The 20,806-nt window shown below is 65.8% G+C and carries 20 protein-coding genes; 9 read left to right on the top strand and 11 right to left on the bottom strand.

Going from position 1 to position 20,806, the window contains the following annotated elements; genetic code table 11:
• Positions 1 to 14 precede the first annotated feature (14 nt).
• Entirely contained in the window at positions 15 to 521 is a 507-nt protein-coding gene (locus tag NO878_RS05800) for a metal-dependent hydrolase (RefSeq protein ID WP_256405467.1), read from the bottom strand.
• Positions 522 to 606: 85 nt separating this feature from the next.
• Here NO878_RS05800 and NO878_RS05795 point away from each other — a divergent pair, with 85 nt between their 5' ends.
• A complete protein-coding gene (locus NO878_RS05795) occupies positions 607 to 1,707 on the top strand; it encodes a pyridoxal phosphate-dependent aminotransferase (RefSeq protein ID WP_256405018.1) in 1,101 nt (366 codons plus the stop codon).
• On the opposite strand, the gene NO878_RS05790 is transcribed toward NO878_RS05795, so the two are convergent.
• Complete coding sequence (locus tag NO878_RS05790; protein WP_256405017.1) at positions 1,704 to 2,051, bottom strand: DUF7979 domain-containing protein; 348 nt, start codon at positions 2,049 to 2,051, stop codon at positions 1,704 to 1,706. The genes NO878_RS05795 and NO878_RS05790 overlap by 4 nt on opposite strands.
• A 78-nt stretch (positions 2,052 to 2,129) precedes the next feature.
• Here NO878_RS05790 and NO878_RS05785 point away from each other — a divergent pair, with 78 nt between their 5' ends.
• Positions 2,130 to 3,260 (top strand): ArsA family ATPase, encoded by a 1,131-nt coding sequence (locus NO878_RS05785; RefSeq protein WP_256405016.1) that lies wholly within the window; start codon positions 2,130 to 2,132, stop codon positions 3,258 to 3,260.
• Here the strand turns inward: NO878_RS05785 and NO878_RS05780 are convergent.
• Positions 3,252 to 4,076, bottom strand: coding sequence for an SDR family oxidoreductase (locus tag NO878_RS05780; RefSeq protein ID WP_256405015.1), 825 nt, complete (start codon positions 4,074 to 4,076; stop codon positions 3,252 to 3,254). The two genes, NO878_RS05785 and NO878_RS05780, sit on opposite strands and share 9 nt — an antisense overlap.
• Positions 4,077 to 4,106: 30 nt before the next feature.
• Positions 4,107 to 4,586 carry a DUF7984 family protein gene (locus NO878_RS05775; RefSeq protein ID WP_256405014.1) on the bottom strand — a complete coding sequence of 160 codons (480 nt, stop codon included), beginning with the start codon at positions 4,584 to 4,586 and terminating at the stop codon, positions 4,107 to 4,109.
• Between the two features lie 239 nt (positions 4,587 to 4,825).
• Between NO878_RS05775 and NO878_RS05770 the strand changes: the two genes are divergently transcribed.
• Positions 4,826 to 6,745 (top strand): beta-CASP ribonuclease aCPSF1, encoded by a 1,920-nt coding sequence (locus NO878_RS05770; protein ID WP_256405013.1) that lies wholly within the window; start codon positions 4,826 to 4,828, stop codon positions 6,743 to 6,745.
• Positions 6,746 to 6,862: 117 nt separating this feature from the next.
• On the opposite strand, the gene NO878_RS05765 is transcribed toward NO878_RS05770, so the two are convergent.
• Positions 6,863 to 7,510, bottom strand: coding sequence for an endonuclease III domain-containing protein (locus tag NO878_RS05765; protein ID WP_256405012.1), 648 nt, complete (start codon positions 7,508 to 7,510; stop codon positions 6,863 to 6,865).
• Between the two features lie 532 nt (positions 7,511 to 8,042).
• On the opposite strand from NO878_RS05765, the gene NO878_RS05760 reads away from it, so the two are divergent.
• Together NO878_RS05760 and NO878_RS05755 are read left to right on the top strand one after the other, a co-directional pair.
• Positions 8,043 to 8,546 (top strand): DUF1102 domain-containing protein, encoded by a 504-nt coding sequence (locus NO878_RS05760; RefSeq protein ID WP_256405011.1) that lies wholly within the window; start codon positions 8,043 to 8,045, stop codon positions 8,544 to 8,546.
• Positions 8,543 to 9,346 (top strand): PKD domain-containing protein, encoded by an 804-nt coding sequence (locus NO878_RS05755; protein ID WP_256405010.1) that lies wholly within the window; start codon positions 8,543 to 8,545, stop codon positions 9,344 to 9,346. Before NO878_RS05760 ends, NO878_RS05755 begins: the two co-directional genes overlap by 4 nt.
• Before the next feature lie 202 nt (positions 9,347 to 9,548).
• Here NO878_RS05755 and NO878_RS05750 read toward each other — a convergent pair whose 3' ends face one another.
• Together NO878_RS05750 and NO878_RS05745 are read right to left on the bottom strand one after the other, a co-directional pair.
• Entirely contained in the window at positions 9,549 to 9,962 is a 414-nt protein-coding gene (locus tag NO878_RS05750; protein WP_256405009.1) for a DUF371 domain-containing protein, read from the bottom strand.
• Positions 9,963 to 10,000: 38 nt separating this feature from the next.
• Positions 10,001 to 10,156, bottom strand: coding sequence for a hypothetical protein (locus NO878_RS05745; protein ID WP_256405008.1), 156 nt, complete (start codon positions 10,154 to 10,156; stop codon positions 10,001 to 10,003).
• A 326-nt stretch (positions 10,157 to 10,482) separates the two neighbouring features.
• Here NO878_RS05745 and NO878_RS05740 point away from each other — a divergent pair, with 326 nt between their 5' ends.
• From NO878_RS05740 to NO878_RS05730, 3 genes are all read left to right on the top strand, one after another.
• Positions 10,483 to 11,406: a coiled-coil protein gene (locus NO878_RS05740; protein WP_256405007.1), complete on the top strand. Its 924-nt coding sequence runs from the start codon at positions 10,483 to 10,485 to the stop codon at positions 11,404 to 11,406.
• A gap of 67 nt (positions 11,407 to 11,473) precedes the next feature.
• Entirely contained in the window at positions 11,474 to 12,469 is a 996-nt protein-coding gene (gene sppA / locus NO878_RS05735; RefSeq protein ID WP_256405005.1) for a signal peptide peptidase SppA, read from the top strand.
• Positions 12,470 to 12,518: 49 nt separating this feature from the next.
• Entirely contained in the window at positions 12,519 to 13,643 is a 1,125-nt protein-coding gene (locus tag NO878_RS05730) for a DUF373 family protein (protein ID WP_256405004.1), read from the top strand.
• A 9-nt stretch (positions 13,644 to 13,652) separates the two neighbouring features.
• Here NO878_RS05730 and NO878_RS05725 read toward each other — a convergent pair whose 3' ends face one another.
• The 4 genes from NO878_RS05725 to NO878_RS05710 all read right to left on the bottom strand — a co-directional run bounded on the left by NO878_RS05725 (position 13,653) and on the right by NO878_RS05710 (position 18,541).
• A complete protein-coding gene (locus NO878_RS05725; protein WP_379824018.1) occupies positions 13,653 to 14,474 on the bottom strand; it encodes an aldo/keto reductase in 822 nt (273 codons plus the stop codon).
• Between the two features lie 128 nt (positions 14,475 to 14,602).
• Positions 14,603 to 15,838, bottom strand: a complete 1,236-nt coding sequence (locus tag NO878_RS05720; RefSeq protein WP_256405003.1) for a digeranylgeranylglycerophospholipid reductase — start codon at positions 15,836 to 15,838, stop codon at positions 14,603 to 14,605.
• A gap of 70 nt (positions 15,839 to 15,908) precedes the next feature.
• Positions 15,909 to 16,772: a 2-oxoacid:ferredoxin oxidoreductase subunit beta gene (locus tag NO878_RS05715; protein ID WP_256405002.1), complete on the bottom strand. Its 864-nt coding sequence runs from the start codon at positions 16,770 to 16,772 to the stop codon at positions 15,909 to 15,911.
• The gene (locus NO878_RS05710; RefSeq protein WP_256405001.1) at positions 16,769 to 18,541 is read right to left on the bottom strand and encodes a 2-oxoacid:acceptor oxidoreductase subunit alpha; all 1,773 of its coding nucleotides are present in this window, start codon (positions 18,539 to 18,541) and stop codon (positions 16,769 to 16,771) included. The genes NO878_RS05715 and NO878_RS05710 overlap by 4 nt, the downstream gene beginning before the upstream one ends.
• Before the next feature lie 190 nt (positions 18,542 to 18,731).
• On the opposite strand from NO878_RS05710, the gene acs reads away from it, so the two are divergent.
• Positions 18,732 to 20,726 carry an acetate--CoA ligase gene (acs, locus tag NO878_RS05705; RefSeq protein WP_256405000.1) on the top strand — a complete coding sequence of 665 codons (1,995 nt, stop codon included), beginning with the start codon at positions 18,732 to 18,734 and terminating at the stop codon, positions 20,724 to 20,726.
• Positions 20,727 to 20,806: the final 80 nt, after the last annotated feature.

Below are 20,806 nucleotides of genomic sequence, written 5' to 3'. Positions count from 1 at the left end.
AGGCGGCACCGGTGTTAGGCCAGGATGGTGTTCACCACGCTTGCCGTCTCCCCGAGCGGAATCACGTAGATGTGGACGGCCGCGAGGGTGGCGACCTCCAGTCCCGTGACGACGACGGTCACGAGATCCGCGTACTTGCTGCTGGTGGTTACGCCGCTGGGGAGACCCCACTCCTGGCTCGTCAGCGGGTAGAAGAGCGCGATCCCTCGACGGCTGCCGACCACGTCGAGGAGATAGTGGGTGGCGATGCCGATCCAGACGAACTGGAGGTTGTCGAAGACGATGGGAAAGGCGGCGACGACCCCCAGAACGAACAGGTTATGAAGCGTCTTGCGGTGCTTGCCGAAGGCGGTGTCGACGTCGGGAAAGAGCGCGCCGAGGACGATGGGGACGGACAGTTTGGCGACCGTTTCGGCGACGGCGAGTGCCTCGGCCGCCGTGAGTGCCGTCGGCGCGGCGAGCACGACACCGAGGCCGACGCTCAGTAGCGCGGCGTTGAGCACGTGTCCTTTCTTGTTCACGTCGGCCACCTTCGCCCCCTCCCGACTCAAGCGTGTCGGCACGGGAGAGCGAAAGACCGATTTGACCGCCGTCCGGATGGCGGGCATGGACTACGACACGCCGCTGTTCTTTCACGTCATGCAGTACGCGGCCGACGCGGACCGCGACGTGATCGACCTGGTGAGCGGGGGACCGGACTGGGAGCCGCCGACTGCCCTCCGCGAGGGCCTACGCGACTTTGCCGACGCCGAACCCGCGGCGTTCCAGTACCCGCCGAGTGACGGCCTGCGCGCGCTCCGAGAGGAGATTGCCGCCCGCCGCGACGTCGACGCCAACCGCGTGATCGTCACGAACGGCGCCGGCGAGGCGAACTACCTCGCGATGGCGGGCGCGCTCGAACGCGACGCGGGCAACGAGATCATTCTCACCGATCCCGTCTACCCCTACTACCCCGGCAAGGCACAGATGCTTGGCGCGGACGTGTCTCTCGTCCCCGTCGCCGAGGACGGTGGCCTCGACGTGGCGGCGATGCGCGAGGCGGCAAGCGCCGAGACCGCCGCGGTTCTCGTCAACTCGCCGAACAACCCGACGGGGGCGGTGTACGACGCGGACACGATGGCCGCGGTGGCCGATCTCGCGGCCGAGCACGACGCCGTGCTGATCTCCGACGAGGTGTACGATCACTACGACTTCTCCGGGCGCTTCGAGAGCGCCCTCTCCGTCGACGGCGACCACGCGGTCGTCACCAACTCCTTCTCGAAGTCGATGGCGGTGACCGGGCTGCGGGTCGGCTACGGGATCTTCCCCCCGGAGTTGGCCGAGGCCGCCCGCACCCGACATATGCTCGTGAACGTGGCCAGCGCCCGCCCTTCACAGGCGGCCGTCCTCCGGGCACTCCGGGAGACCGGTCCCGAGTATTACGAGGCCTCGCGCGACCTCCTCCGGGAGCGGATCGACGCCTTCACCGACGCGCTGGACGCCGCGGGCGCCGACTACGTCGTCCCTGAGGGGGCGTTCTACGTCTTCGCGCGCTTCGAGGGCTTTCCCGGCACCCTCGAGAACGTCGAACGCCTCGTCGACGAGGCGGGCGTCGCCTGCATGCCCGGCGACACCTTCGGCTCCTACGACGAGTGGGTCCGATTCGCGCTCGTCAGCCCGCGGGCCGAGGAGGCCGCCGAGCGCCTCGCCGCCTACGACGGCTTCTAACAGACGACGACGCCCGTCCGGTAGTACGCCCCATCGTACGCCACGACGTCGATATCCCGCCAGTCGTACGCGAAGTCGGTGACGCGCTCGTTGCGCGCGCGGTCGAACGTCGCCCGCTTCTCGGCGGAGAGGTTCTCGTAGTCGACGACCGAATCGAGATTGGCGGGGTCCTCGTCGAGGGCGTAGACGGTCAGTGCCGGCGGACAGTCCGTCCCCACCGACGCCGTCGGCGTCGCTGTCGGCGTTGCGGGCGGCGACGGCCCCACGCCGAGACAGCCGGTGGTCACGAGCGAGACGGCCGCGACAGCGGCGAGCAGCGGTCGCCCGGAGGGACAGCCGATCATACCTGAGATGCATCGCCTACCGGCAAGTGTCTTCCCCGTATCGACGGGTACAGGTGCCCGGGTCGTCTCGGACCGGATATGAGCGAACTCGACGTGGAGCCGGTCGACGAGGTTGCGGAAGGGGGAAACGACAGCCCCGCGCGGGTCGACGTCGCGGCGGCGACCGACCTCCCCGAGACGGTGGACGCACCGGAGTACGTCCTCTACGGCGGCAAGGGTGGCGTCGGCAAGACGACGATGGCGGCGGCGACGGCGCTTGCCTCGGCCGCCACGGGGACGGCGACGCTCGTCGTCTCGACCGATCCCGCCCACTCTCTGTCGGACACCCTCGACGTCGACATTCCCGCGACGCCGACGCGCATCCGCGAGGACAACCCCCTGTGGGCCGCGGAAATCGACCCCGAGGCGGCCATGGAGGAGGGGCTGTTCGGCGCGGGCGGCATCGGCGTCGACGGCGGAACAGACGGCGCGGGTGACGCCGGCGCCGGTGCGCCACTCGGCGGTCTCGGCGAGATTGGCGAGGCACTCGGCGACGACGCCATCGATCCGCTGATGGGCGGGTCGATGCCCGGCGCGGACGAGGCGGCAGCGATGCGCCAGTTGCTGGAGTATCTGGACGACCCCCGGTTCGACCGCGTGGTGATCGACACGGCACCGACGGGTCACACCCTGCGACTGCTCGAACTGCCCGAGGTGCTCGACTCGATGGTCGGGCGCCTGCTCTCCATGCGCGAGAAGTTCTCGGGAATGATGGACGGCTTCAAGGGCATGTTCGGTGTCGGCGGCGGCGACGACCCCGACGCGCCGGACCTAGACGAACTCGGCGACCGGATCGAGCGACTCCGGGCCGTCCTTCAGGACCCCGCCCGCACCGACTTCCGGGTCGTGATGGTGCCGGAGGAGATGAGCGTCGTCGAGTCCCAGCGCCTCGTCCGCCGCCTCGACGAGTTCTCCATTCCCGTCGGAACCGTCGTCGTCAACCGCGTGATGGAGGATCTAGCGGACGTTGCCGACGTCGACGCCGAGTGGGTCGTCTCTCCGAATCTGGCGGACTGTGAGTTCTGTCAGCGTCGGTGGGACGTCCAGCAGCGGGCGCTCCGTCGGGCGAGCGACCTGTTTCGCGACCACGACGTGAAACGCGTTCCCCTGCTCGCCGACGAGGTGCGTGGGGAGCGGGCGCTCCGCGTCGTCGCCGCGTGTCTACGTTAGTCGGTCGAGCAACGAGAAGGCCTGATCGCGCAGGCGGTCGGGGACGAACCGCCCCAAGACGCTCGCCCGCGCGAGCGTCCCGACCGGGACCCGACTCGCGGGCTTCGTCGAACTCGCGGCGTTGAGGACGTCCTCGGCGACACGCTCGGGGGCGACCGCACCGGGACCGCCGCCGCCGATGGCCTGCGTGTCCGCGAAGACGTCGTAGAAGTCCTCGTACGCGCCGGAGCGTTCGACTCCTTCGATCTCCTTCTCGGCGCGCTCGGTAAAGCCCGTATCGACGGGTCCGGGTTCGATCAGGACGGCATCGATCCCGTACTCGTCAACCTCGGCACGGAGCGCGTCGGTCATGGCTTCGAGCGCGAACTTCGACCCGGCGTAGACGCCGCCGCCGGGAAAGGAGAGACGGCCGGCGACGCTGGAGATGTTGACAATCGTCCCCTCGCGGCGGCGACGCATGTGTGGGAGGACCGCCCGGGCCAGTCGGTGGGCGCCGTAGACGTTCACGTCGAACTGCCGGTGGACGGCATCGACGGGAACGTCCTCTATCGGGCCGAACTGGGCGTACCCGGCGTTGTTGACGAGGCAGTCGATCCGGCCGTGGTCGTCGAGAACCCGGTCGACGACCCGTTCTACGTCGTCGTCCTCCGTCACGTCGAGTGTCGCGACGGTACAGCCGCGGTTGCCGAGTGTCTCCACGTCGGCGGGGTTGCGGGCCGTGGCGTACACGTCCCAGTCTGCGTCGAGAAAGGCCTCGGCGGTCGCACGACCGATACCGGACGAACAGCCCGTGATGAGGACGGTCTTCGATTGCACACGCCACCCCTCGGCCTGGCGGCAGTTAACTCATTCCCGACCGACCGCGAACGGACTGGACCCCTCGGTCCACTCCCACCCCGGAAGGCGGGTCTGGAAGCCCGCAGCGAGGGCGGCGTCCAAGTCGTCGGCCCCCGCGACGCCCTCGGTGTGGGTCGTCACGTCCGCAAAGTGAAAGGTCGCCTGTGCGAGCAGCGAGTAGGGTTGCCCGCCCGCGATGGCCGCGGCGAGTTCCCGGCCGAGTACCTCGTCGACGACGAACCCCGGGTAGTCGCCGGTCACATCCAGATCACGGAGGAGGGCGACGTAAGCCGCGACGTTGACCGCGCGGGCGCCGTCCGCGAAGACGGCGGCGACTTCCTCGCGGTACGCCTCCCGGGTGACGTGACCGACGTCGACGTCGAAGCAGTCGGCGAGGCGGTCCCGTGTTCCGTTGATCAGTGGGACGACCGACTCGCGCTCTCGAACCCATTCGTACTCGCGTTCGACGGCTGCCGGGGTGAGTTCCATACCGGCCGTCGAGGGGCGAGTGCCTTCGATTTTGCGAAGGCTTTTATAATGCCCGACTGATAGGGTGACTCAAGCGGGTTTTCGCTGCCTCTTCCCGCAGTCGAGCACCTCCCGTACAGCACCGTACCTATGCGATTTGGCACGACCGCCACCGTCCGGCGCCGACCGTCCACGGGGACGTCGCCGACGGGCGAGAATCGAACGGGCACGACCGTGCGGAGGGCTCTCACCCGGTACATATGAGCTCCGTAGACAAGCAACTCGAGGACCTGAAAGCAGAGATCGAGGACGAACTACCGCCCGGCATCTCCGTCTCCGACGTGAAATACGAAGGGCCGGAACTGGTCGTGTACACGCGCGATCCGAAGGACTTCGCCAGCAATGGCGACCTCATCCGCAAGCTGGCGAGCAAACTCCGGAAGCGTATCACGGTCCGGCCCGACCCCGACGTACTGATGAACGTCCGCGAGGCTCGCGAGCGGATCCAGGACGTGATCCCCGGTGACGCCGGCGTGACCGACCTCGATTTCCACGCCGACACCGGCGAAGTCGTCATCGAGGCCGAGAAACCGGGGATGGTGATCGGGCGTCACGGCTCGACGCTCCGGGAGATAACCAAAGAGATCGGTTGGACGCCCGAAGTGGTCCGCACCCCACCAATCGAATCCTCGACGGTGTCGAACGTCCGGAACTTTCTCAAACAGGAACGCGAGGAGCGACGGGACATCCTCGAACGTGTCGGCCGGCAGATCCACCGCGAGGAGATGGCCGACGACCAGTGGGTGCGGATCACCACCCTCGGCTGCTGTCGCGAGGTCGGCCGCGCGAGCTTCATCCTCTCGACCGCCGAGACGCGCGTCCTGATCGACTGCGGCGACAAGCCCGGCGCCGAGGGCGAGGTTCCCTACCTTCAAGTGCCGGAGGCTGCGCCTCTGAACTCCATCGACGCCGTCGTCCTCACCCACGCTCACCTCGACCACTCCGCGCTGATCCCCCTCCTCTTTAAGTACGGCTACGACGGCCCCATCTACTGCACCGAGCCAACCCGAGACCTGATGGGTCTGCTCACGCTCGACTACCTCGACGTGGCCGTCAAGGAGGGCCGGACCCCACCCTACGAGAGTGAGATGGTCCGGGAGGCGATCAAACACACCGTTCCCCTCGAGTACGGCGACGTGACCGACATCGCGCCCGACGTGAAACTCACCTTCCACAACGCCGGGCACATCCTCGGCTCGGCCGTCTCTCACTTCCACATCGGTGACGGCCTCTACAACGTCGCCTTCTCGGGCGACATCCACTACGAGGATACGCGACTCTTCAACGGCGCCGTCAACGACTTCCCGCGGGTCGAGACGCTCGTCCTCGAATCCACCTACGGCGGGCGCAACGACTACCAGACCGACCAGGAGGACTCCGAGCGCAACCTCCTCCGAATTATCAACGAGACGCACGAGCAGGACGGCAAAATCGTCATTCCGGCCTTCGCAGTCGGGCGGTCTCAGGAGATCATGCTCGTACTGGAGGAGGCGATGCGGAGCGGCAAGATCCCCGAGATGCCCGTCCACCTCGACGGGATGATCTGGGAGGCGACGGCCATCCACACCACCTACCCCGAATATCTCCGGGACGACCTCCGGGACCGCATCTTCCACGACGACGAAAACCCCTTCCTCGCTGAGCAGTTCAACCACATCGACGCCGGCGAGGACGAACGTCAAGAAGTTGCCGACGGCGAGTCGGCGATCATCCTCTCGACGTCGGGGATGGTCACCGGCGGCCCGATCATGTCCTGGCTCCGCCACCTCGGCCCCGATCCGGACTCGACGCTCGCGTTCGTCGGCTACCAAGCCCAGGGAACCCTCGGCCGGCGCATCCAGAACGGCTGGGACGAGATTCCGATCAACGACCGCGAGCGCGGCGGCCGCGGTAACACCCTCTCCCTGAATATGGGCGTCGAGACGGTCGACGGCTTCTCCGGCCACGCCGACCGTCAGGGCCTAGAGAACTTCGTCAAGACGATGAACCCACGTCCGGAGAAGGTCCTCTGTGTCCACGGCGACGAACGCTCTGTACAGGACCTCTCCTCCGCGCTCTATCACGACTACAACATGCGAACGTTCGCGCCGAAGAACTTGGAGACGTTCCGCTTCAAGTAACGCCGACGGGGTCGCTCCACCACCACCCGACTCGGTCACGCCGGACGGCACGGCACACGGGTCGACGAAGCGAGCGGATCACGACTGTGATCGCCGCCCGTCACCCCTCTATCCCGCTCAGCAGTACTCGCAGTGACAGTAGTTCTCACACACCGGATTCCCGCAGTTTGCGTTCTGCGCGGAACAGTACTCTTTGCCGTGAGTGATGAGCAAGACGTGCAGACTGTATTTGATATCGTCCGGGATCCGCTCGTTCAGGACTTCGTGGGCCTGTGTCGCCGTCGTCGACTCGTCGATGAGTCCGAACCGCTTGGAGAGTCGTTCGATGTGTGTATCCACCGCGAACGTCGGTTTCTCGAAGTGAAAATTGAGCACGACGTTGGCTGTCTTCGCCCCGACCCCCTTGATCTGGGTGAGCCACTCTTGTGCCTCTGCAGTCTCCATCTCGCCTAAAAACGCGAGCGTGTACTCGCCACCGGTCTCCTTTCGAATCCGCTCGAGCGACCGCTGAATCCGGCGTGACTTCTGGTTCATCAATCCGACGTCCGAGATAACGTCAGCTAGTTCCTCCTGATCGGCTCGTTCGATGGCTCTGTAATCTGGATACGTCGAGAACAGCTTCTCCGAGGCTCTGGCCGTCTGCACGTCGGTAACGTTCTGTGAGAGGATAGTGGTCAAAAGCTGTCGCACTCCGTCCTCGCTGTACGTCTTACTCGGGCGCCCGTGTAGGTCGATCAAGTCCTCGTGTAGCCGTCTGATCTCCATGCTGCAAGGGTACGGCCGCAGCGTAATCTATCATTGGACACAGATTGAGTCCCGGTCTACGCATCGTTCACACCGTCGACCACCCGTCGCTCCGGAAGATTCCCGCGTCCGTGTCGCCGGTCTCCGTTGGACGGGTGGCGTATTCGGCGCTTACCGGTGGGAATCCCGGCCGATAGCTGATTGCCCCGCGTCACATGTCGGCGTATTCTAAGGTTACGCCTCTTCTATCGCTCGTTGTAGACGTTTCAATAGGTCAACAACAACCTGTTAAGAAGTGTATTCGAGTTGTATGCTGCCGAACGATAGGCGCGAATCACGATACGTCGACGAGCGTCTCCTCTGACGGTAGATCCGTTCGATGCGGGTCGCACGACGACCGACCAGTGCGTTCACGACTCCCCACCCACACGGGTGTCCGTACGGTGCGGTGGCGGTTCGACTCCGCCAGTGGGCATCGGCCGGGGTCCGTTCGACCCACCACAGGATCCCCACGCCGAACCCCCACACAATGAACCGACGACAACTCATCGCGATGATCGGAACGATCGGTGCGGGCAGTGCCGTGGTGAACGGGACGGGAGCGTTCACGAGCGTCGAGGCCGACCGGGATGTCGCCGTGGATGTGGCTGCCGACGCGAACGCGTTTCTCGCGTTGGAGGCTGTCGGTCCGAACGCACCGTACACCGAAACGACCGACGGCCAGTTCGGGGTGGACCTCACCGGGGACAACGCGACGAGCGCCGGTGGCCAGGGTGTCAACGCCGACGCGACCACCGTGTTCGAGGACCTGTTCGAGGTGCGTAATCAGGGAACCCAGGAGGTCGACGTCGAGGTCACGCCGCTGATCCTCGTCGACACCGACACCAGCAGTACCCTGATGGTGTTGACCGTCCCAAAGACGGACTTCCCGTCGGTAGCACTCTCTCCCGGGACCGCGGAGACGTACAGCCTCGTCGTGGCTGCCTTTCCTGATGACGTCGGCTCCGACGTCGAAACCGGCGAGAGCGTGACCGTCACCGGGAAGGTCTCCACATGAGTCCCTCGTTCGCGGACTTCGTTGAGCGCGCGGAGACGAACCTCGCGTTCGAGGATGTCCCGCCCGACGTCCGGGAAGAAATCGAGGAGGGACTGGTCGGGGTTGCCCCTGGACTGTACGGTGACAGCGAGGGGGGTGGTGGGGGCGGCGGCAGCAACGTCTCACCGAAGGTCACCGACATCACCGTAACGGATCAGCAAGGCGCGGTCTACACGTTCGAGGCCGAGGCCTCCGACCCGCAGGATTCGGCCTCCGCGCTGACCTACGAGTGGCAGATCGACGGTGTCCTGGTCGGAGACGGCTCGCAGACACTAACACGCGCGTTTCAGTCGGAAGGGGACGTCGAGGTGACGGCGACGGTGACCGACACCGGCGGCAAGTCGAGTCTTCCGTTCTCGAAGACCGTGTCGATTACGCTCCCCGCGCCAGCCGAACGATTCTCTGTCGACGAGTTCGAGTTCGTCGGGCCGATCGGCCAGACACAGTCGATAGCGTACAGCGTCTCGGACGCCGACGGCGACGACGACGTGTTGGCCCTGCGGCTATCGGTCGAGCCTGACAGTAACTCGTCGATTTCCCGGACCACGACAACGCTGACCGACCAAGACAAGGGGCCGGTCGCATCGCTCAGCGATGAGTTTCTGTATCTCAACGGATTCGGCGGATACACCGCGAGGCTGGAGGCACTGGATCTCGACGGGTACGACGGCACGGTTTCGACGCCGTTCACCGGCGAGGATATCGACGACGGCGACGAGTTCGTCACGCTCCGCGAACAGACCGACGCCATCACTGACTGACGGCTCCTGCAGCCTCTTCGGATCGCGCTGCTGCGATCTGTGGGCAGATTCCGGTGCGACGTTTCACCGGGACCCCGCCAGCGACGACTCGGTGGCTCCTCTCTGAAGCGGGAGACTACTATGCCGCCTCGGAACCGGCGGCCGCGAGGTGGGCCTCGGCGTCGCCGCTACTGCTCTCTGCGGCGGATAGAAGAGCGCGGAGTCACTCGACGGTTAGCGTCAGGGTACAGTCGACGCCGTCGGCGAGGGCGGTAACCAGTCCGCGGTCCAGGTCGGACGCGGCGGCGCCGGCGCCGACGGCGACGGTGCGGTCGTCGACGTAGGTGCTCGTCCGGACGACGGCGCTTCGGTCGCTTTCGAAGGTGAGGTCGGGGTGGCCGTGGGCGCGAACCGTCTGCGTCGCCCCGTCGACGTCGAGGGTGAGGGTGATCGACGCCGTGGAGTCCCGGCAGGCGTCGACGAACGCGTCGTCGAAGTCGGCGGGGGCCCGGTCGGCTTCGACGCCGACGATGCAGTCGCCGGCGGGGGTGAGCCAGTCGTCGGTCGTCACCTCGAAGGTGGTGTCGTGGGTTGCGGCGACGTGTTCGTGACCGCGTGCGTGGACGACCTCTTGCATGCCGAGTCGTCGCCGGCCGGCCGGCTTAGCGGTGACGATCAATCCTGGACGACGGTCACCGTCACCGCGCCACAGGCACACTCGTAGGCCCGCCGCTCGCCCGAGTCGGTCCGCATCGCCACCATCAGGGCGTCGTCGTCGAGGGGTCGATCACAGCCGGCCGCCTCGCAGGTACTCGTGAGGTTCTCGAGCATATCCATAGGTAGTCGACGGACCGACATGAATCCGTGCCGTCCCCGTAGTGAAACTGAAACTGGAACCGATCGGCGACGGTGTTTTATATACCCTGCCGATGGCGTTGTGAACGGTTCGCACGGCAGGTACAGCGGCTCGTGGTACCGTTTCTCACTCCTTCGTTCACCGAAGTATTTATGTACATGTCGGCTGTATTTGCAGTTACCAACGCGTCTCCGGCGCGTGGCGGTATCGCTCGCAGAATGATCGGGAACTCTTATCCACGGTTGATTGCGGGACGACTAGCCGCCAGTTCGCCCGGAGCGGTGGTATCGAGGTTTCAACAATGGTAACAACAGAAGAAGTACTCGACGAATTCGACGTCGCAGCGCTCGACGAAGCGAACAACGTCGAACTCACCGACGACCAGCTCGAAAACGACTCGAAGGGACAGCTCATCAAACTCGCCGGCCAGCTCCGCGACCGGCGTAACGAACTCAACCAGATGGCCTCGGAACGGGCCTCTGAGCGCGACGACCTGAACGCCGAGACGCGGGAGAAAGTCGACGAGGCCCAAGAGCACCGCGAGAAACGCGACGAGCTCAACGAACAGGTCCAAGAGCACAAGGAGAGCCGAAACGAGCTCAACGCCAAGGCAAACGAGCTCTTCGACGAGGTCGAGGAGATGAAACAGGACCTCGAACTCGGCGATGGCAAGGATCTCGAGGAGCTCGAAGAGGAGATCGAGCAGCTCGAATTCCGCCAGCAGACCGAGGTGCTCAGCGCCGAGGACGAGCGCGAACTCATCGAGAAAATCGAGGACAAACGCGAGGAGTACCAGCAGCGCAAGGAGAAACTCGACGATGCGAGCGAACTCGACGAACTCGTCGCGGAGGCCGAGGAGGTCCGCTCCGAGGCGTCCCAGCACCACCAGAAGGTGACGGAGCTCGCCGATAAGGCCCAGGAACATCACAACCAGATGATCGAGGCCTATCGCGAGGCCGACGAGATCCGTGACAAGGCCGACGAGATGCACGAACTCTTCGTCGAGGCCCAGGAAGCGGCCGACCGACACCACGAGGACTTCGTCCGCGTCCAGAAGCGCCTGCGCGAACTCGACAAGGAAGAAGAGCAGGAACAGCAGGACGAGCGCGAGGCCGAGCGCGAGGCCGCCAAAGAGGAGGCCGAGGAAATCTACCAGAAGTTCAAGGAAGGCGAAACCCTCGACACCGAGGACCTGATGAAGTTGCAGAAGACGGGTCTCCTGTAGACTGGATCCGCCGACGCAGGTGTTTTTATGCCGATCCGTTCCCCAGCAGTGCGTATGGTGAGCAAACGTGAGTGAGGACGACGTCGGCCGGGCCGTGATCGTGGTCGGCGGCGTGGTGGTCGCGGCGGTGCTTGGATTCCTGCTTTTCGTGGTCCTCCCCGGATCGCTCGCGGACCTCCTCGGGCTGTTGGTGACCACCGGCGTCGTGGTCATCGGCGCCCGTACCGCCGGCGGTCTGGCCGACTCGATTTTCCCGGATTACAACGCCGCCGAGGTGGCGGTCGACGGACCGATCACCCGCGATGGATCGGCGCCCGGGCCGCTCCCCGGCGGTATCGGCTCGACGGCCGACGACATCGTCGAACAGATCGAGCGTGCCGACGAGGACGACGCCGCCGAGGCGTTGCTAGTGAAACTCGACACGCCGGGCGGTGAAGTCGTCCCGAGCGACGATATTCGCCGGGCTGCCGCCGACTTCGACGGCCCGACCGTCGCCTACGCGACCGACGTCTGTGCCAGCGGTGGCTACTGGATCGCCAGCGGCTGTGACGAACTCTGGGCGCGACAGGCGAGCATCGTCGGAAGCATCGGCGTCATCGGCTCGCGGGTGAACGTCTCCGAGTTGGCCGACGAGTTGGGCGTCTCCTACGAGCGCTTCGCGGCCGGCGAGTACAAGGACGCGGGAACCCCTCTGAAGGAACTCTCGGCGGACGAGCGCGAGTATCTCCAGGGTCTCATCGACGGGTTCTACGAGGACTTCGTCGAGCGCGTCGCCGAGGGCCGGGGGATGGACCCCGCGGTGGTCCGGGACACCGAGGCTCGGATCTACCTCGGCGACGACGCCCACGAACTGGGGCTGGTCGACGAACTCGGCGACCGAGACGACGTCGAGGACCACGTCGCGGACCTGCTCGACGAGGAGGTGTCGGTCCGCGAGTTCGAACCCGACCGAGGGCTGACCGAGCGCTTCCGTGGCGGCGCGACGGCCGTCGCCTACGCGTTTGGCGCCGGCGTGGCCGGCACCCTCGTCGACGACGAACAGGGCTTCCGGCTCCGCTTCTGATCGGCAGCCGGACGGGAGATATTTATCCCCGTGGATAGTTCTCACGAGCGTGACGACACTCGTCCTGTGTGTCGACCGCGCCGACGACATCGGGCGGACGGTTGGCGTGTCGATGCCCGTCGACGGGTGGGACGCGATGCAGGCGCTGGTGACGGAGGTCGGTCTCGCCGACCCCGAGGACTCGACGGTCAACTGTCTCCTGGAGGCGCTCCGTGTCACCCGCGACCTCCGGAACGACGACGAGGAGGCTGTGGTCGCTGTCGTCTCAGGGTCCGGTGACTCCACGGTTGGCGCCGACCGCTCGGTGGCTTCACAGATCGACGAACTCCTCGACCGCCACGCCCCCGATTCGGCGATCATCGTCACCGACAGCGCCGACGACGAACGCCTGATTCCCATCGTCGAGAGCCGCCTGCCCGTCGACTCCGTCGACCGGGTCGTCGTCAGGCAGGCCCGCGACATCGAATCTACGTACTACCTCCTCAAGCAGTTTCTCGCCGACGAGGAACTCCGGTCGACCGTGCTGGTTCCGCTTGGGGTCGGCCTGCTTCTCCTCCCGGTGTTGCTCGTGCGGTTCTCACTCCCCGTGGCGTTCGCAGGGCTTGCCTCGCTGCTCGGTGCCGCGGTGCTGTACAAGGGCCTCGCCATCGATACGTACGTCGCGCGCCTTCCCGACCGGATCCAAGAGGCGCTGTACTCCGGACAGGTGTCGGTCGTCACCTACGCCGTCGCCGGCGGTCTCGCCCTCGTCGGCGCCTTCCTCGGGGTCCTCGCCGTCGAGACGACTGCGGAGGGCGTCCTCGTTCCGGTCATGCAGTTCGCGTACAGCGCCATTCCGTGGCTGGCGCTGGCGGCGCTTACGGCCAGCGCCGGTCGTCTCCTCGACGAACTCATCGACTCGGATCGCGTGCCACGTCCGTATCTGAATCTCCCGTTCGGCGTCGTCGCCCTCGGCCTCGTCGTCCGCGGGTTCGCCGGCTACTTTCTCGAACGCGAGGGCGTTCTCCGGAATCTTCAGCTTCTCGGGGTCGGGGTCCCGGCAACCGAACGGCTCGCTCTCTTTGTCGTCTCGGCCATCGTCGTCTCGCTGGCCGGCGTCCGGGTGGCCGCGAACGTCGCCGACAACCCAAAAGAGGACGCCGAGGCCGACGCCGAGACGGCCGACCGCTCGTAGCGGCCGTGCCTACCAGGGGGCGAAGTCGGGGTCGACCATCCGCTCCCGGCGGTCGATGCCGTCGAGTTTCGCCACGTCCTCGTCGTCGAGAGTGAGCGTCCGCGACGCCCAGTTGTCGCGGACGTGCTCCTCACCGGTCGCCTTCGGGATGGCGGTCACGCCCTTCTCGCGGAGCCAAGCGAGCGACACCTGCGCCTCGCTGACGCCGTGTTTCTCGGCGACGGCCTGAATCTCCGGCACGTCGAACACCTCACCGCGGGCCAGCGGCGAGTAGGCCACTACCTCGATCCCGAGGTCAGCGCAGTGGGCGCGCAGTTCCTCTTGGGGGAGCAGCGGGTGACACTCGACCTGGTTTGCGAAGATGGGTGCTTCGGCCGTCTCGACGGCCTCGGTCACCTGTTCGGGTTCGAAGTTGCTGATCCCGATTCGGTCGATCAGGCCGTCGTCGTACAGGTCGTCGAAGGCCCCGAGGGTCTCGGCGGGGTCATACGCCCGCGCCGGCCAGTGGATGTAGAGCAGGTCGACGGCGTCGACGCCGAGTTTCTCCAGACTCCGCTCGGTCGTCTCCCGAACGTCCTCGGGCGCGAGGTTGTCGATCCATACCTTCGTCGCCAGGAACACGTCCTCGCGCGGGACCGACGCCTGCGCGATGCCGTCGCCGACGTGTTCCTCGTTGTCGTAGGCCTGTGCCGTGTCGATGTGGCGGTAGCCCATATCCAGGGCCGTCGCCACCGCGTCCGCACACTCCTGTGGTGTGGTGTTCTGCCACGTTCCGAGTCCGAGAACCGGCATCCCGCTCGACCGCTGCACGTCGCTGTTGGATTGAGACATATCCGAATCGAGGGCCGAGACGCCGAAAGGAGTTGTGGAAGGATCGGTTCGTGCCGGTACCCCCTGTCCGTCGTGTCTTCGATTACGAGAGCGCTTCGGGTCGGGGTCTCTCCCCGCGTCACGCGACGCTACCCGGCCAGTCGCTCGCGGCCAAACCTGCCCAACAGGGGCAGGTCACCGAGGTGGATGAGTTTCATCATCGCGCGGACGTTACCCGCGTTTGCCTTCGCCAGCGTGCCGTCGTCGGCGCTCTGGAGGTCGTCCATCAGCGTGTCGTACCGGTCGTTGGGGGCGAGATAGAGGAGTTCGGTCATCAACAGACGCTCGCGCATCCGGGGGGCAACCTCGCTGTGCCACAGTTTGCTGTAGACGGACATCGCCTCCGCGGACGTGTCCGGATCGGCCTCGGTGAAACACCGGTCGGCGGTGATGGCGGCCATCCGCCCCGACTTCATCCCCTTGTGGATCCCCTCGCCCCAGAGCGGGTCGATGGTCGGCACCGTGTCGCCGATAGCCATGAAGCCGTCCGTACAGAGGCGCCCGGGCATCTGGATGTGGGCCGAGCCGCGGTGTTGCTGTTTCTCGGTGATCTGTTCGGCGTCGGCGAAACGAGGGTCCGTTTCGAGCCAGTGGGTGAGGTAGTCGTCGATGTTCGCCCCGTCGCGACTGTACCGTTCGTGGCTCTCGTTTTGGATGTAACAGAGGCCGACCTTCGCGGTGTCGCCGCCGGTGTGGAAGATCCAGGAGTAGCCGCCGGGCGCGTACTCGTGGTCGAGGCGGAGCATCATCGTGTCCCGCAGATCGGCATACTCCGGGTGGTCGACGTCGACACCGGACATCTCCCACTCGATGCCGATAGCCTGTTGTTCCCGCTTCAGGTCGCTCACGCCGAGTTCCCGGGCGAGCGGTGCGGCCGGTCCCGTCGCGTCGACGACGATGTCGGCGTACGCCTCCGCGTCACCCGCGTACCGGACGCCGGCGATGTCGCCGTCCTCCATGATCGGCCCGTTCACGCGGGCGTCGAACCGGTAGGTCGCCCCCTCCGACCGGCCCTCCCGGACCAGCCACTGCTTGAACGCCGCGAACTCCAGAACGGCGCCGGGTTGATGCTGGACGTAGTGATCGTTCGGCGACTCCAGTACCACGTCGTCGGTGTAGTTCATCACCACCTCGTCGGGCACGCCGAAGGAGGCCATCATCGAAGGGAAGGTTCCGGCGGTCGACTTGTTGCTCTGGCGGGGGAAGCCGTCCTCGGATTCGGCTTCGAGGACGAGAACGTCGTAATCCCGCTGAGCAAGGTCGCGCGCACACTGGGCCCCGGCGGGCCCCGCGCCGGCGACGATCACATCGAAACGGTCGGACATATCTTTCGATACCACGAGAGCATAATCAGTCTTGCTGAACGGGGACGAGAACGGCCGACCGCCGACGGCCTCAGTAGAACTCGCGGACGAGGTCCATCGCGTCCTCGGGTGCGCCGTCGGGGATGTCTGACATATCGGCGTCGACACCGTGGCTCCGCTCGTAGGGCGCGGAGTCCTCGTCCCGGTAGAAGACGCCCTGGTACTCCTTGCCCGGATCGAGGATGCGCGAGCGAGCGTCCTCGTAGCTCGTCGGATCGTGATCGGTATCGTCGAGGTCGACGATGTGATCCCGGAAGTAGTCGTACGTGTCCACGTCGTTGAACGTCACGCAGGGTGAGAACACGTTGACGAAGCCGAAGCCGTCGTGTTCGACGGCCTGCTTGACGATTTCCGCGTGGCGCTGGGCGTCCGTCGAGAACGACTGGGCGATGAAGGTGCCGCTGGCAGCGAGCGCGAGCGCAAGCGGATTAACCGGGGGTTGCTGGGGACCCTCGGGGGTCGTCGACGTCTCGAAGTCCTCGCGGCTGGTCGGCGAGGCCTGCCCCTTGGTGAGTCCGTAGATGCGGTTGTCCATGACGACGTAGGTCATGTCGACGTTGCGGCGGACGGCGTGGATGAAGTGCCCAGCGCCGATGGAGTAGCCGTCGCCGTCGCCGCCCGCGACCATCACCTCGATGTCGGGGTTGGCGAGTTTGGCGCCGGCGCCGACCGGGAGCGCTCGGCCGTGGACGCCGTGGATGGCGTAGGATCGCATGTACGTCCCGATCTTACCGGAACAGCCGATGCCGGCGACGATGAACGTCTCGTCGGGACTGTTGCCGGTTTCGGCCAGTGCCTTCATCATGCCGTTCATGGTCCCGAAGTCGCCGCATCCGGGACACCAGGTGGGCTGTGCGTCGGATTTGAAGTCGGTGAATCGAACGTTGGAACTCATGCGGTGGCCTCCTCGGCTCCCTCGTCGGTCGCCAGCACGTCCGCGATTCGCTCGGCGAGTTCGTCCGCCTTGAAGCGGACGCCGTCGTACTTGTTGATGCGGGTCACCCGCGTCAGCGTGTCGTGTTCGACCAGATCCGCGAACTGTCCTGTCGCGTTACACTCGACGACGATGGTCTCCTCGGCCGCCTCGACGGCCTCGGTCAGGTCCGGCCGCGGGAAGATGTAGGGCACCGAGAGATAGCGGGCGTCGATTCCCTCCTCGTCGAGGAAGGACTTTGCCTCGATCAGCGCCCCCTCGTTCGACCCCCACGAGACGACGAGTGTGTCCGCGTCGGCGTCGCCGAACTCGCGTGGCTCGAACGGTTCGCGCTCTCTGGCCGTCTGGACTTTTCGGGTCCGCTTGTCGACCTGCTGGACGCGCATGTCGGTTTCCTCGGTTCGGCGCCCGAGTTCGTCGTGTTCGAGGCCGGTGGACATGTGGACACCACCCTCGGTCCCCGGGAACGCACGGGGGCTGATCCCGTCGTCGGTGAGGGCGTGGGGCTTGAACCGCCCCGACTCGTCCTGCCACTCGCCAACCGTCTCCTCGTCGACGACCTTGCCACGCTCGATGTCGACGGCGTCCATGTCGAACTCCTCGGGCGGGTAGGTCTGTTCGGTGACCGCAAGCGAGAGGTCGGCGGTCAGGTAGACGGGTAGTTGGTACTTCTCCGCGAGGTTGAACGCCTCGACGGTCTTGTGGAAGCACTCGGCGACGGTCGTTGGCGCGAGGACGAACCGCGGCACCTCGCCGTGCCCGCCGTAGAGCATCGCGTTCAGGTCGCCCTGCTCCTGTTTGGTGGGCATCCCGGTCGAGGGTCCCGAGCGCATCACGTTACAGATGACCAGCGGCGTCTCGCTGGTGGCGACCAGACCGAACGTCTCGGCCATGAGGTCGATTCCGGGACCGGAGGTGGCGGTCATCGACCGGGCGCCGGCGCGGGCGGCACCGAGCGCCATGTTGATCGCCGAGAGTTCGTCCTCGGCCTGGACGACGTGGCCGCCGTACTGTTCGATCCGTCCCGTGAGGTACTCCATCACGTCCGTCGCGGGTGTGATGGGGTAGCCGGCGTAGAATCGACAGCCAGCGGCGATAGCGCCCATCCCGATGGCCTCGTCCCCGTTCAGAAGGACGTAGTTCTCGTCGGTACACTCCAGTTCGAATCCGAACTCCTCGTCGTAGTTGTCGTGGACGTACTCTTTCCCCTTTCGGGCGGCGTTCTTGTTGTTCTCGACGATGGCGGCCCCCTTGTCGCCGAACCGCTTTTCGAGGGCGCTGTCGAGGTTCGCGATGGGGAATTCGCCCACCGCACACGCGGCCCCGAGCGCAACGACGTTCCGCATGATGGCGCCGCCGGCCTCCTCGGCGAGCGCCTGCAACGGGACGTCCAAGCCGATCATCTCGTCGGGAATCTCGACACCCTCCATCGTCGTTCGGTCCCCGTCGTAGATGATGACGCTGCCCTCGTGGAGTTCGTCGATGTTCTCGTCGATTGTCCGTTGCGTGAGTGCGATGAGCACATCGAGGCGGTCGACGACGCTCTGTACCTGATCTACCGACGTGCGGACCTTGTACGCCGTGTACCCGCCCCGAATGCGAGACGCGAAGTCCTTGGAGGTGAACACGTGCCGACCGGCCCTCGAAAGCGCCTGGGCGAAGATTTTCCCGGTAGAGTTGATGCCGTCGCCGGCTTCTCCACCGATTGCCCAGTTGAAGTCCGCAGGCATGTTATGTGGGACGTATCGCCGGATCGGTCAAAAGCCTTCTGAATAGTTCGGGTTCCCGCAATACCGGCCGTACGGCGGCCAATCTGCGCTGTTTCGAACTTCCTACCGGCCCAGTAGCCGGCGAGTCGGGGCATCACCGGACGCCATGGCGTAAATTTATCACGAATGATTGGAAATTCTATCTTGACATATGTCCGAGGACGACATCGAACTGGAGGCGAGGCTCGAAGAACAGACCAGGTTCGAGCCGTCCGATTCGTTCGTCGAACAGGCGAACGTGTCGGACCCAGCCATCTACGAGGAGTTCGAGGAGAACTGGCCCGACTGCTGGGAGGCGGCGGCCGACCTCCTCGACTGGGACGAGCCGTACGATCAGGTACTCGACGACTCGAACCCACCCTTCTACGAGTGGTTCACCGACGGCACGCTGAACGCGTCGGCCAACTGTCTCGACCGGCACCTCGACGAGCGGGGCGACGAACCGGCCATCGAGTGGGTGGGCGAACCCGTCGACGAGGACGACCGGACGTTCACGTACGCGGAACTGCACCGCGAGGTCAACGAGGCGGCGGCGGCGCTGCGTGACCTCGGCGTCGGCGAGGACGACGTCGTGACGATGTACATGCCGATGATCCCCGAACTCCCCATCGCCATGCTGGCGTGTGCGCGGATCGGCGCGCCCCACAGCGTGGTGTTTGCGGGCTTCTCGGCGGACGCGCTGGCCACCCGGATGAACGCCGCCGACTCGGAGTATCTGGTCACCTGCGACGGGTACTACCGCCGCGGCGACCCGCTCGATCACCTCTCGAAGGCCAACGATGGACTCGCAGGCGTCGAACACGACGTCGAGGACGTGATCGTGGCCGAACGCCTCCGTGACGGCGACGGCTTCGGTCACGACCTGGCGGACAACCAGCACACCTATGCCGACCTCGTCGCCGAACACGAGGGGGCGACCGTCGACCCCGTCCAGCGTGACGCCGAGGATATGCTGTTCCTGATGTACACCTCGGGGACGACGGGCCAGCCGAAGGGGGTCAAACACACCACCGGCGGCTACCTCGCGTGGACGGCCTGGACCAGCCAGGCGGTACTCGACGTCAAGCCCGAGGACACGTACTTCTGCTCGGCCGACATCGGCTGGATCACCGGCCACTCCTACATCGTCTACGGGCCGCTCGCCCTCGGCACGACGACGATGATGTACGAGGGCACGCCCGACCACCCCGACCGGGACCGCCTCTGGGAGATCGTCGAGGAGTACGAGGCGACCCAACTCTACACCGCGCCGACCGCCATCCGCGCGTTCATGAAGTGGGGTGCGGAGTACCCCGAGCGCAACGACCTCTCCAGTCTCCGACTGCTGGGGACCGTCGGCGAGCCGATCAACCCGCGAGCCTGGAAGTGGTATTACAAGCACATCGGCGGCGAGGACTGTCCCATCGTGGACACCTGGTGGCAGACCGAGACGGGCGGGATGATGGTCACGACCCTGCCGGGCGCCAAGACGATGAAACCCGGCTCCGCCGGCCCGCCGCTCCCGGGCATCGACGCGCAGGTCGTCGACACCAACGGTGACGAGGTCGAACCCGGCCGTGCCGGCTATCTCACCGTCCGGAAGCCGTGGCCCGGCATGCTCCGGACGCTCTATCACAACGACGAGCGCTACATCGAGGAGTACTGGGCGGAGTACTCCGACACCGACAGCTCGGACCCCGAGGATTGGGTCTACTTCCCGGAGGACGGCGCCAAACTCGACGAGGACGGCTACATCACCGTCCTCGGCCGCGTCGACGACGTGATCAACGTTTCGGGCCACCGCCTCGGGACCATGGAGATCGAATCCGCCATCGTCGGCGTCGAAGGCGTCGCCGAGGCGGCGGTCGTCGGCGGTGAGCACGACGTGAAAGGCGAGGCCGTCTACGCCTACGTCATCACCGAGGACGGATACGAGGAGAACGACGACCTCCGTGACCGAATCATCCAGGGTGTCGAGGACGCCATCGGTCCTATCGCCCGTCCCGAGCGCGTGGTCTTCTCGCCGGACCTGCCCAAGACCCGCTCGGGGAAGATCATGCGCCGTCTCCTCGAGGACATCGCCAACGAAGCGGAGTTGGGCGACACCTCGACGCTGCGCAACCCCGACATCGTCGAAGACATCCAGGGCAAGATCAGCAGCGACTGAGGCACTCTCCGGTCTATCCGCGGACCACCGACCGTCGTCGGCGACGGCCGGCTGCCGCGCGTTACGCCCGGCGGTACTCC

It is taken from the genome of Haloplanus ruber, from assembly GCF_024494725.1.
Classification (GTDB): domain Archaea; phylum Halobacteriota; class Halobacteria; order Halobacteriales; family Haloferacaceae; genus Haloplanus; species Haloplanus ruber.
Note: the sequence above shows the minus strand (reverse complement) of the source record. Positions and strands in the feature narration are given on the sequence as shown.